Annotated in this window: 10 protein-coding genes and 1 tRNA gene; 10 read left to right on the top strand and 1 reads right to left on the bottom strand. The window is 63.9% G+C overall.

Annotation, left to right across the window (positions count from 1 at the left end; translation table 11 throughout):
* Positions 1-186: 186 nt before the first annotated feature.
* From OXT71_05140 to OXT71_05165, 6 genes are read left to right on the top strand one after another with little or no spacing between them, the layout of a single operon-like run.
* Complete coding sequence (locus OXT71_05140) at positions 187-1,575, top strand: sigma-54 dependent transcriptional regulator (protein MDE2925768.1); 1,389 nt, start codon at positions 187-189, stop codon at positions 1,573-1,575.
* The gene (locus tag OXT71_05145; protein ID MDE2925769.1) at positions 1,572-2,660 is read left to right on the top strand and encodes an ATP-binding protein; all 1,089 of its coding nucleotides are present in this window, start codon (positions 1,572-1,574) and stop codon (positions 2,658-2,660) included. Before OXT71_05140 ends, OXT71_05145 begins: the two co-directional genes overlap by 4 nt.
* Positions 2,657-5,020: a heavy metal translocating P-type ATPase gene (locus tag OXT71_05150; protein ID MDE2925770.1), complete on the top strand. Its 2,364-nt coding sequence runs from the start codon at positions 2,657-2,659 to the stop codon at positions 5,018-5,020. The genes OXT71_05145 and OXT71_05150 overlap by 4 nt, the downstream gene beginning before the upstream one ends.
* On the top strand, positions 5,017-5,769 hold the full coding sequence (locus OXT71_05155; protein MDE2925771.1) for a TPM domain-containing protein: 753 nt from the start codon (positions 5,017-5,019) through the stop codon (positions 5,767-5,769). The genes OXT71_05150 and OXT71_05155 overlap by 4 nt, the downstream gene beginning before the upstream one ends.
* Before the next feature lie 21 nt (positions 5,770-5,790).
* On the top strand, positions 5,791-6,531 hold the full coding sequence (locus tag OXT71_05160; GenBank protein ID MDE2925772.1) for a hypothetical protein: 741 nt from the start codon (positions 5,791-5,793) through the stop codon (positions 6,529-6,531).
* The gene (locus OXT71_05165) at positions 6,528-7,106 is read left to right on the top strand and encodes a LemA family protein (protein MDE2925773.1); all 579 of its coding nucleotides are present in this window, start codon (positions 6,528-6,530) and stop codon (positions 7,104-7,106) included. The genes OXT71_05160 and OXT71_05165 overlap by 4 nt, the downstream gene beginning before the upstream one ends.
* On the opposite strand, the gene OXT71_05170 is transcribed toward OXT71_05165, so the two are convergent.
* The gene (locus OXT71_05170; GenBank protein MDE2925774.1) at positions 7,055-7,975 is read right to left on the bottom strand and encodes a tRNA (adenine-N1)-methyltransferase; all 921 of its coding nucleotides are present in this window, start codon (positions 7,973-7,975) and stop codon (positions 7,055-7,057) included. The genes OXT71_05165 and OXT71_05170 overlap by 52 nt on opposite strands.
* 132 nt (positions 7,976-8,107) lie before the next feature.
* Between OXT71_05170 and OXT71_05175 the strand changes: the two genes are divergently transcribed.
* The 4 genes from OXT71_05175 to OXT71_05190 all read left to right on the top strand — a co-directional run bounded on the left by OXT71_05175 (position 8,108) and on the right by OXT71_05190 (position 13,190).
* Positions 8,108-11,083: a M28 family peptidase gene (locus tag OXT71_05175; protein MDE2925775.1), complete on the top strand. Its 2,976-nt coding sequence runs from the start codon at positions 8,108-8,110 to the stop codon at positions 11,081-11,083.
* Positions 11,084-11,289: 206 nt separating this feature from the next.
* The gene (locus OXT71_05180) at positions 11,290-11,502 is read left to right on the top strand and encodes a hypothetical protein (protein MDE2925776.1); all 213 of its coding nucleotides are present in this window, start codon (positions 11,290-11,292) and stop codon (positions 11,500-11,502) included.
* Positions 11,503-11,717: 215 nt separating this feature from the next.
* Positions 11,718-11,795, top strand: a tRNA-Asp gene (locus OXT71_05185).
* 36 nt (positions 11,796-11,831) lie between these two features.
* Positions 11,832-13,190, top strand: coding sequence for an MFS transporter (locus OXT71_05190; GenBank protein MDE2925777.1), 1,359 nt, complete (start codon positions 11,832-11,834; stop codon positions 13,188-13,190).
* The last annotated feature ends 4 nt before the right edge of the window (positions 13,191-13,194 follow it).

The following is a 13,194-nucleotide window of genomic DNA, read 5'->3' on the forward strand; positions in this document are numbered from 1 at the left end:
TCGATCCAACGGGAACGCCTGCCATGCATGGGGCCAAAAGTCCCTTTATTCCAGGTATTTAGTTCTCGTTGCCCGGAGACGGTTCGGCGGGAGACAAGCCGAAATTTTGATTTATATGAATCATTGGGTGTTGGAAATAGATCAGATGACTCATATAACACACTTTCCAGGTACAATAGTTGAGAGATGAAACCCGAACGGATTCTGTTGGTCGACGACGACCGGAATTTTCTGCGGGTCCTGGGTTACCAGGTCCAGCAGTTCGGGTACGGCACTTGCTGCGTCTCTTCCGGAGCCCGCGCCCTGGAGCGGGTCCGCGAGTCCGCGGTGGACCTGGTGGTCACCGACCTGCGCATGCCGGGGATGGACGGCCTCCAGTTGCTGGAACGGATCCGCCGGCTGGATCCCGATCTTCCCGTGATCGTCCTGACTGCCCACGGTTCCATCGAGGGGGCCGTCGACGCCGTCAAGGGCGGCGCCTCCGACTTTTTGACCAAACCCTTCGAGCAGGAGGAGATCCACCATTCCATCCGGAAAGCCCTGGAGCTGACGCGGTTGATTCGTGAGAACCGAAGACTGTCCCGGGAGGTGCAGCGCAGGTTCGAATTCGGGGGGATCGTGGGATCGTCCAAGGAGTTCCGCGATGTTCTGGAGTTGGCCCGTCAACTGGCGGTGGTGGCGACGACGGTCCTGATTCAGGGAGAGACGGGAACCGGGAAGGAGCTGCTGGCCCGGGCCATCCATTTCAACGGACCGCGAAAGAATAGTCCTTTCGTGGTTGTGAACTGTGGCGCCATTCCACGGGACCTGATGGAGTCCGAGCTCTTCGGCCACCGCAAGGGCGCCTTCACCGGCGCCGTCGCCGACAGGCGGGGAAAGTTCGCCGCGGCGGACACCGGAACTCTGTTCCTGGATGAAGTGGCGGAGCTTCCGTTGGATATGCAGGTGAAGCTGCTCCGGGTATTGCAGCAGAAGGAGATGGATGTGGTCGGAGACCCGGAGCCCTCCCCCGTGGACGTCCGGATCCTGGCGGCCACGAACCAGGATCTGGGCCAGGCCATGGCCGGGGGGCGATTCCGTCAAGACCTGTTCTATCGGCTCTCGGTGGCGCCGTTGAGGATCCCTCCCTTGCGGGAGCGCCGGGAGGACGTCCCGCTTCTGATCCACCATTTCCAGAATGAGTCGTCCCGGAAACTGGGCAAGGAGGTGCGGTTCGGGGAAGAGGCGGTTTCGCGACTGCAGTCCTATGGTTGGCCCGGAAACGTCCGGGAGTTGGAAAACGTCGTCGAGAGGCTGGTGCTCTTCAACCGGACCGGAACGGTCGAGTGCGAGGATCTGCCCGGGGAAATCCGCCGGCCGGCCGGAGATACGGACCGGGGAATGTTCCGGCTCCCGGAGAAAGGCTTTTCTCTGCAAGAGCTGGAGCGCGACATCCTGCTGGCGGCGCTGGAGCGGAACCGGTGGAACCAGGTTCGGACGGCGCGGTACCTGGGAATCACCAGGAACACTCTGATCTACCGGATGCGGAAGTTCGAACTCCGGCGGATCAGGGGTGGGGGAAAACCTCCGTTATGATGGGGCAGCGCGCCAACTGGCTCGGTCCGGCCTCCATTCTGGCCGGTGTACTGGTCATCTCCGCCTTCCACTACACCACCAGCACGGAGCACCGGTATCTGCACGAGATCTACCAGCGCGTCTACTACGTTCCCATTCTGCTGGCGGCCTTCTGGTACGGACCCGTCGGCGGGGTCTGCACGGCGCTCCTGACCAGCGGATTGTATCTTTACCACATCCAGCGGGACTGGCATCACGTCCCCATGTACACCTTCAACCAATACGCCGAGATCTGCCTCTACCACGCCATCGGGCTCCTGGTGGGGGTCCTCTCCAGCCGGGAGAGGCGGCAGCGGAGAGACCTGGAGCGAACCTCGCGGCGCCTGTCCGAGGCGTATGAATCGCTGCAGCAGACCTTCGAGCATCTGAGGCGGGCGGATCGTCTCGCCTCCATGGGACGGCTCAGCGCCGGCATCGCCCACGAGATCCGGAATCCGCTGGGCACCATCAAGGGCTCCATCGAGATCTTGTCGGGGGAATTCCCCGCCGATCATCCCAAGCGGGAATTCCTTGGCATCGTCCACCAGGAAATCGCTCGGCTCAATGCCATCGTGGAGGACTTTCTCCGCTTCGGAAGGCCGCCCCAACCGTCGATTCAGCCGACTCCCGTCGGAGAGCTTCTCGATTCAACGGTGACCTTGCTGCAGAAGCCGGCGCGGGACGCTCAGATCGAAATCCGTGTCTTCGACGATCTCCGAGTGCCGCCGGTGCCCATGGACCCCGACCAGATCCGGCAGGTCATGCTGAACGTCATGCTCAACGGCCTCGAGGCCATGCCCGACGGGGGAGTGCTGGAAGCGAGAGTCTTCAGGGCGCCGGAGAGCCGGCATGTCGCCATCGAAATCTCGGACAACGGCTCCGGATCGGAAGGAGTGGATTTGGAGCGTATCTTCGACCCCTTTTACACCACCAAGGCCGAGGGGACCGGCTTGGGTCTGTCCATCTGCTTTCAACTCGTGAAGAACCATGGAGGCACCATTGCGGCCCGGGCCAACGAGGACCGCGGGCTCACCTTCAGAATCGAGTTGCCGTTGGAGGAAGTATGAGTCCGGTATCCGGGCAAAGTGAAATCGATCCGGTCTGCGGGATGAAGGTGAGTCCCGGCCCCGGCGTTCCCAACGTCTCCCACGGTGGGAAGACGTACTATTTTTGCTGCCCGAATTGCGCAGAACTGTTCCGGTCCGATCCGGAGCTCGCCCTTGCGCACCACGAAGGAGACCGTCCCCAGGTCCATGCGCATGACCACGGGGACGCAGGCCGCTACATCTGCCCCATGTGTCCCGGCGTCGAGTCGCCGGTGCCGGGGTCGTGTCCTTCATGCGGCATGGCCTTGCAGCCGTACGGAGCAACTGCGGAAGACGGCGGAGAATTGCGTGAGATGACCCGGCGTTTTCGCTGGAGTCTCGGTTTCACGGGTCCCCTCTTTCTGCTGTCCATGTTGGATATGGCGTCCGGACAGCCGATCTCCCGGATCCTGACTCCGGATCTCCGCCAGTGGCTCGAGCTGCTCCTGGCGACTCCCGTGGTGATTTGGGGCGGGCTTCCCTTCTGGCGGAGGGCCTGGACCTCCATTTGGAATCGCAGCCTCAACATGTTCACCCTGATTGCCCTGGGTACGGGCGCGGCCTACCTTTACAGCCTGGCGGCCGTCGGTTTTCCCAGCCTTTTCCCGGAGGCCTATCGGGACGTCCACGGTCACGTGGGCGTCTATTTCGAAGCCGCCGCCGTCATTACGGCCCTGGTGCTTCTGGGGCAGGTTCTCGAACTCAGGGCGACGGCGCGTACCGGCAGGGCCGTCCGGTCCCTCCTGGAACTGTCTCCGCCCACCGCCCGGAAGATCGCCGCCGGTGGCGATGAAGAAGTTCCCTTGGCGGACGTGAAGCCGGGCGACCGGCTGCGAGTGCGCCCGGGGGACAAGATTCCGGTGGACGGCCGGGTGCTGGAAGGAGAGAGCAGCGTCGACGAGTCCATGATCAGCGGCGAGTCCATCCCCGTCTTGAAGCGTCCGGGAGATGCCGTGACAGGCGGGACGTCGAACGGGTCCGGCTCGCTGGTCATGGAGGCTCGCCGGGTCGGGAGCGAAACCCTCCTGGCGCGCATCGTCCGGATGGTCACCGAGGCCCAACGCTCCCGGGCCCCGGTCCACCGCCTGGTCGACCGCGTCGCGGCGTGGTTCGTCCCCGCCGTCATCGTCGTGGCCGTGGCGGCGGCGCTGACGTGGGGATTGCTGGGGCCCGAACCCAGATGGGCCAACGCGCTCGTCACGGCGGCGGCGGTCTTGCTGATCGCGTGCCCCTGCGCCCTCGGTCTGGCGACTCCCATGTCCATCATGGTGGGCGTGGGGGAGGGCGCCCGATCGGGCGTCCTGATTCGGGACGCCGAGTCGCTGGAGGTCCTGGAGCGGGTCGACACCCTCATGATCGACAAGACGGGGACTCTCACCGAAGGACGTCCGCGGCTTGAGGCCGTGAATCCGGCCGACGGATGGAGACGCCGGGAGATCCTGAGACTCGCCGCCGGCTTGGAACAGGGGAGCGAGCATCCCCTGGCCGAGGCCGTGGTCGCCGGAGCGCGCCGGGAAGGACTGGATTTGCCTTCGGTGGAACGTTTCGATGCCGTGGCGGGACAGGGGGTCCGGGGAAGGGTGGAGGGCCGGGAAGTGGCGGTGGGCAGCCGGCGGTTCCTGGCGGGTCTTTCGATCCGGATTGGCGGCCTGGAGCGGCGGGCGGAAGAGTTGCGCCTGCGCGGGATGACGGCCTTCTTCGTAGCCGTCGATGGCCGGGCCTGCGGCGTTCTTGGCCTGGGCGATCCCCTCAAGGCGTCCGCCCGGGAGACTCTGGCGCAACTGAGGCTTGAGGGCGTACGCGTCGTCATGGTCACCGGGGACGGCCGGACCACGGCCGACGCCGTGGCGAGTGAGCTGGGGATCGAACGGGTGCGGTCGGAGATGCTGCCCGACGAGAAGGCGAATCTGATCCGTGGATACCAGGAGGCAGGCCGGATCGTGGCCATGGCGGGAGATGGCGTCAACGATGCGCCGGCCCTGGCGCTGGCCCAAGTGGGCATCGCCATGGGCACGGGATCCGACGTGGCCCTCCAAAGTGCCGGAGTAACGCTGTTGCGGGGGGATCTGAACGGCATCCTCAAAGCGCTCCGATTGAGCCGGGCGACCCTGGACAACATTCGCCAAAATCTGTTTTTTGCGTTTCTTTACAACATGTTGGGTGTGCCGGTCGCGGCCGGGGTCCTGTATCCCCTCTGGGGAATCACGATGAATCCCATGCTGGCCGCCGCGGCCATGGCTCTCAGCTCTCTCTCGGTGATCGCCAACGCCTTGAGATTGCGCCGGGTTCGGCTCTCAACGACGTCAGCGCCGGCGGCGAGTCGAGTACAATGGAGCCCGTGAAGACGAGCCGTTGGTTGTTGGCGCCCCTGCTCCTCCTGCTGAGCAGTCCATCCCAGGCCCAGGTCGAGTCGGACACGCTGCTGGAGAGTCTGAAGCCCCAGGGCTACGTCAGCGACTATGCGGGCGTGATGAACGCCAATCTGAGGCGGTCGCTGGAGGGCCGGCTCAGGGAATTGGAGCAGAAGACGACGGCTCAGATCGCAGTGGTCGCTCTCCGGTCTCTGAAGGGCGGAGAGATCCGGGACTTCGCCAATCGCCTCTTCGAGCGTTGGGGAGTGGGGAGGAAAGGCAAGGACAACGGCGTTCTGATGCTGGCCTCGCTGGAGGATCGCAAGATCTGGGTCGAGGTCGGTTACGGCTTGGAGGGAATCCTTCCGGACGCGAGGGTGGGACGTATTCTGGATCAGGCGGTGTTGCCGGAATTCCGCCACGGCCGCCATGGCGGAGGATTGGCGCGGGGCGCGCTCACCATTGCCGGGGTGATCGCACAGGATTCGGGAGTCACTCTCAGTGGGGCCGCCGTCCCGCGGGATTCCCGGCGAAGCCGCCGTCCGGGCGCCGGCAATCTGCTCTATCTCCTGTTTCTGCTGTTCCTTTTCCTCCGGCGGCCCCTGTTGGGAATGTTCCTGCCGCTGGGGATGGGTGCCGGGTTCCCGCGCGGCGGTTATGGCGGCGGCTTTTCGGGAGGGGGCTTCGGCGGCTTCGGCGGCGGGCTTTCCGGAGGAGGAGGCGCCGGCAGGAGCTGGTAGGTTGCGAGTCGGGTTGAGGAAATGAAACCGGAAGAACTAGTCGAGAAACTGCGCAAAGTCCAACCCTTGAGTCTCAGGTCGGTCATTCTGTACGGGTCGGCCGTCGCCGGCGACTTCGTAAAGAAGCGCTCCGACTACAATGTGCTCGTCATCGCCGAACGCCTGGGGGTGGCGGAGCTGCGGGCCCTCTCCGGCCCGGCCCGGCGTTGGGTCAAGGCCGGGAATCCGCCTCCGCTGCTGTTTACCCTCGAGCGGCTGAAGCAGTCGGCGGACGTCTTCCCCATCGAAATTCTGGACATGAAGGCGGCGAACCGGGTCCTTTACGGCGAGGACATCCTGAGTCGGATTCCGGTCAATGAAGAGAATCTGAGGCACCAGGTGGAGTCGGAGCTCAAGGGGAAGCTGATCCAACTCCGCGAAGCCTACCTGATCACGGGCGGCAAGCCCCGGGCCGTGGTGGAGGTCCTGGTCCGTTCGGTCGCCTCCTTCCTGGTTCTCTTTCGGGCGGCCCTTCGCCTCTACCAGGTCGAGGCCCCGGCCAGGAAACTGGACGCTCTGGCGGCCCTGGCGCGGCAAATCCCATTGGATGCCACGCCGTTCGAGAACGTCGAGGCCCTCAAGGAAGGGCGGATCAAGGTCAGAAAGGTCAATGCGGACGCCCTCTTCGGGGACTATCTGAAGACCGTTGAGACCGTCGTGGACGCCATCGACAGCTACGTACACGGGCGGGAGCGAGCTGAGGAACAGGAGTTGTCGTCTTGAAGAAGGTATTGATCGTCTTGGGCGTGTCGTTGGGAGTGTTGCTGGTTCTGTTCCTCATCATCGGCATGAGTCTGACCGGCTCCTACAATCGGCTGGTCACCCTGAACGAGGGGGTGGAGAGCGCCTGGGCCCAGGTGGAGACGGTATTGCAGCGGCGCTACGACCTGATCCCCAACCTGGTGAACACGGTGAAGGGTTTTGCGGCCCAGGAGCGGGAGGTCTTTACCGAGGTCACCCGATTGCGCAGCCAGTGGGGAGCGGCCCGGACCACCGCCGACAAGGCTCAGGTCGCCGGCCGGATGGAAGGAGCCCTGTCCCGCCTGCTCCTGGTTGCCGAGCGCTACCCGGATCTCAAGTCCAATCAGAACTTCCTGGCCCTGCAGGATGAGTTGACCGGGACCGAGAACAGGATTGCCGTGGAGCGGCGCCGTTACAATCAGACGGTCCAGAACTACAACACCACGGTACGCCGGTTTCCCACCAACCTGGTGGCCGGATTTTTCGGCTTCGAGCGCAGCACGGCTTACTTCGAAGCCTCCGAGGGAGCCGAAACGGCTCCTACCGTGGAGTTCTGATCCTCCGGTTCCGGGTAGACGCGCCGGGCGGAAACCAGAAAACCGGTGTGCGCCACCATCCGATGAACCGGCCGGATGGACTCCTCGCTGACGTGCCAGGGACGGACCAGCGACTCGGTGGTTTCGATGTGCGCCCAGTCCGGGTCGCGCTGCAGTTTTCTCACCAGCCGGTACACCTGAAGCGCCGTGGGGAGCCAACAGAGAAGGCTGCCGCCGGGTCTCAACGCCGCCGCCGCCGAGTCGACGGCACGATCCGGTTCGGGGACGTCCAGCAGGATCGTGTCCAGGTCCTTCTCCCGGATCCCTTCGTAGACGTCCTCCAAAACGACCGTGTGCCGCGCTCCCGAAGCCCCGTAGAGGCCCGCGAATTCGGAGAGCGTATCCTGGGCCATCGAAGCGAACTCCTCCCGGCGCTCGTAGGAGATGAGATGACCCTGCGGGCCCAGGAAACGGAGCAGAACCAGGGCCACCGATCCGGACCCCAGGCCCGCCTCCAGGACCCGGGCTCCGGGATAGATGTCTCCCCGGATCAGGATATGTGTCGAGTCGCGCGGGTAGATGACCTGGGTGCGGCGGCGCAGCCCTTTGAGAACGTACCGTTCCAGGGTCGGCCGCACGCAGACGATGGGTATTCCCTGGCGGCTCAGAAATCGGCAGCCGGGGGGCTTGCCCACGATCTCGTCATGGTAGACGTGTCCGGTATGGGAGTGGTGGAAGAGGCCTCCCGGGCGCAGTTGAAACATGTGGCGCTTGTTCTTGGGTCCGATGAGCAGAACCAGTTCACCCTCCCGAAGGGGGGCCCGCTGCAGCGTCGATGTGGGGTCCGAGGCCATCCCGGCAGAATAGTCACCCCTCTTTTCGGGTGTCAAACAGGAGGGGGGACATTCTTGTCCCCCATTCTTTTTTCCCCACGCTCCCTGGAATCTGGGGCCCGCGACACGCGACGAAAGAGGGCAACCACAAATGGTGCCCCTATTGGCAGGGACTGATATTGTAGCCCCATGAGAGACGGGTCACCCGCTGCGCGTCCCGGGTCATCTTCCACCCTGCTGGCGGCCTTGGTCTTGGCGGCCATCTCGGGCATCCAGGGATTCAGTCGACAACCGGCCCCTGAACCCAGATCTTCTTCGGGCGAAGGAGAGCCGCTGCTCTCCGAGATCCGGCAACTCACGTTCGAAGGCCGGCGTTCCGGAGAAGGATATTTCAGTCCGGACGGCTCCCTTTTCATCTTCCAGAGCGAGCGCGAGGAGGAAAACCCGTTCTTCCAGATCTACTTGATGGACCTGGTCCGGAGAGAGGTGAGCCGGCTTTCTCCCGGCCACGGCAAGACCACCTGCGGCTGGATTCATCCGTCGGGCGGCCAGGTCCTCTTCGCTTCGACCCACCATGATCCCGAATCCGGCCGGAAGCAACGGGAGGAATTCGAGCGCCGGGCTTCGGGACGAACCCGCCGGTACACGTGGGACTTCGATCCCGAATATGAGATCTACGGGCTCTCGCTGGAAACGGAGACCTTTCGCAACCTCACCAACAAGTTGGGATATGACGCCGAAGCCTCCTGGTCTCCGGAAGGCGGACGGATCGTGTTCGCCTCGAACCGGTTGGCCTACGAAGGCGGTCTGACTCCGGAGCAGGTGAAGTCGCGGGACGGGGACCCTTCGTCCTTCCTGGATCTCTACTCCATGAATTCGGACGGAACCGACGTTCTCCGGCTGACCGCCTCACCGGGATATGACGGCGGTCCCTTCTTCAGCCCCTCCGGCCGGACGATCTGCTGGCGGAGGTTCACCGAGGACGGAATGGTGGCCGAGATCTTCCTGATGGACGCGAACGGAGACCGCCAGCGGCCTGTGACGCGACTGGGGAAGATGTCCTGGGCGCCCTTTTTCCATCCTTCCGGAGACTACCTGGTCTTCACCACCAACCTTCATGGCCTGGACAACTTCGAGCTCTACCTGGTGTCCGCCGAGGGTCGCTCCGAACCGGTCCGCGTCACCCGGACCCCCGGATTCGATGGTCTGCCCGTCTTCGCGCCGGACGGCAAGACGCTGACCTGGACCTCCAACCGGACTCCCGGGAAGACCTCCCAGATATTCCTGGCCGGCTGGGACGACCGTGAGGCGAGACGCCTGTTGGGACTCTCCGCGCCGGAAGGGCAGGTGGCCGCCGATCCCGGACCGGAGATTCCGAGCGCGTCCCGGATCCGCGATCAGGACCTTCGCCGCCACGTGAACCGTTTGGCTTCCGAGGAGATGGAGGGGCGAATGACCGGGACCCGGGGAGAGCTTCTGGCCACCGCGTACGCCGCTTCGGTCCTGTCTCGCCTGGGATTGGAGCCGGCTGGAGACGACGGATCCTACTTCCAGTCCTTCCCCTTCACGGCGGGAGTCTCCCTGGGCACCGGGAACCGGTTGGAGATCGTGAGTGGAGGCGAGAAGAAGCCGTTGCGCGTGGACCACGACTGGAGGCCGTTGTCCTTCTCGGCCGCGGGATCTTTCGGAGCCTCGCCGGTGGTCTTCGCCGGGTATGGAATCGTGGCGCCGGAATTGGAGGACAACGCCGGTTACGATTCGTACGCTCACCTGGACGTGGCCGGCAAGTGGGTCATGGTGTTGCGCTATTACCCGGAAGAGGTGTCTCCCCAACGGCGGCGGCATCTGGCCCGCTATGGAAGCCTTCGCTACAAGGCCATGCAGGCCCTGGACCGGGGGGCCAAGGGACTCCTCATCGCCAGCGGTCCCGCTTCCAAGGTCCGGCGGGAGCTGATCCCGTTGAGGCTGGACGGGTCGGTCACGGACGGGCGCCTTCCCGTCATCTCCCTCACCGACCGGGCCGCCGGAATTCTCCTGGAGTCCGACGGCCGGACGCTGCAAGAGCTTCAGTTGGGACTGGATTCCGGGGAACTGCAGATGGGGTTTGTGCTGCCCGGTGTCGAGATGGCTTCCAACGTCGCTCTGAACACGGAAGAGAGGACGGGCCGCAACGTTCTGGGGTTGCTGCAGGCGGAGCCCGGCAAGGCCGCGAACGGAGTGCTGGTGGTCGGAGCCCACGTGGACCATTTGGGCTCGGGGGCCACCGCTTCGTCGCTGGCCCGGTCAGACCAGGAGGGTGGAATCCACTACGGGGCCGACGACAACGCGTCCGGGGTCGCCGCCGTTCTGGAGATGGCGGAGCATCTCGTGGACCTCCGGGACCAGGGGGGCCTTCCGCCGGGACGAGACGTGCTGTTCGCGCTCTGGTCCGGGGAGGAGCTGGGTCTCCTGGGCTCGAACCATTTCATGAAGAGTTACGGATCGGACCAGGAGGGTGGGTCCGAAAACGACCTGTTGGCCTATCTGAATCTGGACATGGTGGGGCGGTTGAGACATTCCCTGGTGGTGCAGGGCGTCGGTTCGAGCTCCGTCTGGCCCGCGGCCATCGAGCGGGCCAATCTGAATCTCGGCCTGCCCATCGTGATGCAGCCCGAGAGCCATCTGCCCACCGACGCCACCTCCTTCTACGTCAAACAGGTCCCGATCCTGAGTCTCTTCACCGGTTCCCACGAGGACTACCACACGCCCGGAGACCGCCCCGAAAAACTCAACTACCAGGGGACGCGGAAGATTGCGTCATTCCTGAGCCGGATTGCCGTCCAGCTCCTGGAGGACCCCGATCGTCCCGATTACAAGGAAATGAGCGACCCCAGGAGGCGAGGGGCCAGGACCGGACTGAGAGCCTACCTGGGTACGATCCCCGATTACGCCCAGGGCGAGAATGAGGGTCTCAGCCTCTCGGGGGTTGCACCCGGAGGGCCCGCCGAAAAGGCGGGGGTCCGGGCGGGAGACGTGGTCGTGCGCCTGGCCGAACGCGAGATCAGGGATATCTACGACTACACCTACGCCATCGATTTTCTGGAGATCGGCTCTCCGACCGATATTGTCGTTCGGCGAGAGGGAGAGCGGGTCACCTTGACCATCGTCCCGGCTTCCAGGGAATGAGGGAAGAAGAGGATACGGCGTCCGCTTTTTCCACGGTCTGCCAGCTTTCGGAACCTCCCGCTCCGGGACCCGGTTCAGTTTTTTCTTAGGAAATCCATGAACTTGTGTTATGATCGCTGACCGTGCGGATGAGGGGCATCGGTCGAAACACCGAGACGCGTCAAAAGGTAGATTTCAGGTCCGAGCGAAACTTAGCTGTTGCCATCTTGAGACAGGCGTGGCACGAAGCCGTCATCGACCTGCGGATCGTCAAGGAAAACTCCCGCAAAGACTATCGCCTGCTCAAGAAGAAGGCCATCGAGTGGATCGTCAGCGACGAAGACGGCTTCCCCTATTGGTGCAAGCTGGCTGACGCCGACCACAGCGCTATCCGACAGCGCCTGCAGGAGCGGCTGAACCAACAGTACAACTGTCAGTAGGCGCTTTCAGAGCTGTCGACGGAATCGCGGACCGGCTGCCAAATCCAAGAACCCGTCTATTCCAGGAGAGGGAAAATACCTGTCCCCCTCTTCATCGCTCACCCTGCGTCTTGCCCCCGCCACCATCGTGCCTTGCCAATACCTCTTCATTCACTCCTCGTCCGTCCTCGTTGCCTGACGGAAGGGGAATGAATATAATGGCCGTTCGGCCGAGCGGGGCCGTAGTTCAGCTTGGTTAGAACGCCGGCCTGTCACGCCGGAGGTCGCGAGTTCGAGTCTCGTCGGTCCCGCCAATCCCGTCACCTTTCCCCGTGAATCCGGCGGCGAGCATGGGGCAACCCGTCCAGTCTCCCACCCGAGTCCGTTGGCTGGTCTTCGGCTTGGCGTGCGCCTCGTCGTGGATGCTCTACCTGCACCGGTACACCTGGAATTTCATCGGACCCGAGTTGGAGCGGACCCATGGCCTCTCCAAGGCGGAGCTGGGCACGCTCTTCTCCTTCTTCATGCCACCCTACGGAATCTTCCAGATTCCCAGCGGGATCCTGAGCGACCTGGTCGGCCCCCACCTCTTCCTGGGGTTGATCATGATCCTCTGGTCGCTGTCGCTTCCCCTGCATGCCGCAGCCGGCAGCTTCGCATCGCTGGCCGTGGTCCGGGTTCTCTTCGGCGCCTTCCAGGCGGGCTGCTATCCCAACCTGACCAAGGTCACCCAGGTCTGGTTCCCCCGGAGCCGGCGCACCGTGGTCCAGGGTTGGGTGGCCACATTCTTCGGCCGGGGCGGCGCGGCCATGTCTCCCATCCTCTTCGGCACCCTGTTCATGGGCTACTGCGGCTTCTCGTGGCAAACCGCGTTGGTGTTGTTGGGAGGAGGAGGGGTCTTTCTGGGCGTCCTCTTCCTGCACCAGTTTCGCAATTCACCGGAAGTGGACCCCAGGACCAACCAGGCCGAGCGGGACCTGATCCGGGAGGGATCGCCGAAAACGAAGTCCGGGGGTTCCCGCGTTCTCCCCTGGCGCCGGGCCGCCCGCAATCGGAGCATGCGCTATTTCATCCTGGGCCAGATCGCGAGCGCGGCCGCCGACACCATCTACGTTTCCTTCATGGGCGACTATTTCCTGAACGCCAAAGGTGTCGAGATGATCCAGGCGGGCGTGCTGGTGAGCCTGCCCCTGTGGGGAGGAGCCGTGGGAGGCATGGTGGGAGGTTACTGCAACGACTGGGCGATCCAATGGAGCGGAAGCCGGCGTTGGGGCCGGAGCGTCATCGGTTTCACCGGCAAGTTCGTGGCCTGCCTGCTGATGCTCGTGACCATCCGCCAGGAGAGCGCGGTGGCGGCCGGGATCTCCCTGTTCGCGGTCAAATTCTTCACCGACTGGAGCCAACCGACGGTGTGGGGAACCTGCACCGATCTGGGGGGAAGGTATTCGGCGACTCTTTTCGGGATCGTCAACACGTCTGCCAGTGCGGGGGGCGTTCTCGCCCCGCCACTGTTCGGTTTGATCCTGGACTACAATACGGCCCGGCTATGGGTGGACGGCGCCTGGGTCCAGACCACCAATTACAACCCCCTGTTTGTCGTCGTCGCCGCCATGTATCTGGTCAGCGCGGTGACCTGGTTCTTCATCGACTGCACAGAATCCGTGGAAAGCGAGCTCGAGCCGGAGCAGAAGGCCACACCGCCAAGATAGAGGG

Source organism: Acidobacteriota bacterium (assembly GCA_028874215.1).
Lineage (GTDB): Bacteria > Acidobacteriota > UBA6911 > RPQK01 > JAJDTT01 > JAJDTT01.

Coding starts and splice junctions, on each gene's coding strand:
- OXT71_05160 (MDE2925772.1), top strand. CDS start 5,791: ATGAAACCGGAAGAACTAGTCGAGAAACTGCGCAAAGTCCAACCCTTG.
- OXT71_05150 (MDE2925770.1), top strand. CDS start 2,657: ATGAGTCCGGTATCCGGGCAAAGTGAAATCGATCCGGTCTGCGGGATG.
- OXT71_05145 (MDE2925769.1), top strand. CDS start 1,572: ATGATGGGGCAGCGCGCCAACTGGCTCGGTCCGGCCTCCATTCTGGCC.
- OXT71_05190 (MDE2925777.1), top strand. CDS start 11,832: ATGGGGCAACCCGTCCAGTCTCCCACCCGAGTCCGTTGGCTGGTCTTC.
- OXT71_05175 (MDE2925775.1), top strand. CDS start 8,108: ATGAGAGACGGGTCACCCGCTGCGCGTCCCGGGTCATCTTCCACCCTG.
- OXT71_05140 (MDE2925768.1), top strand. CDS start 187: ATGAAACCCGAACGGATTCTGTTGGTCGACGACGACCGGAATTTTCTG.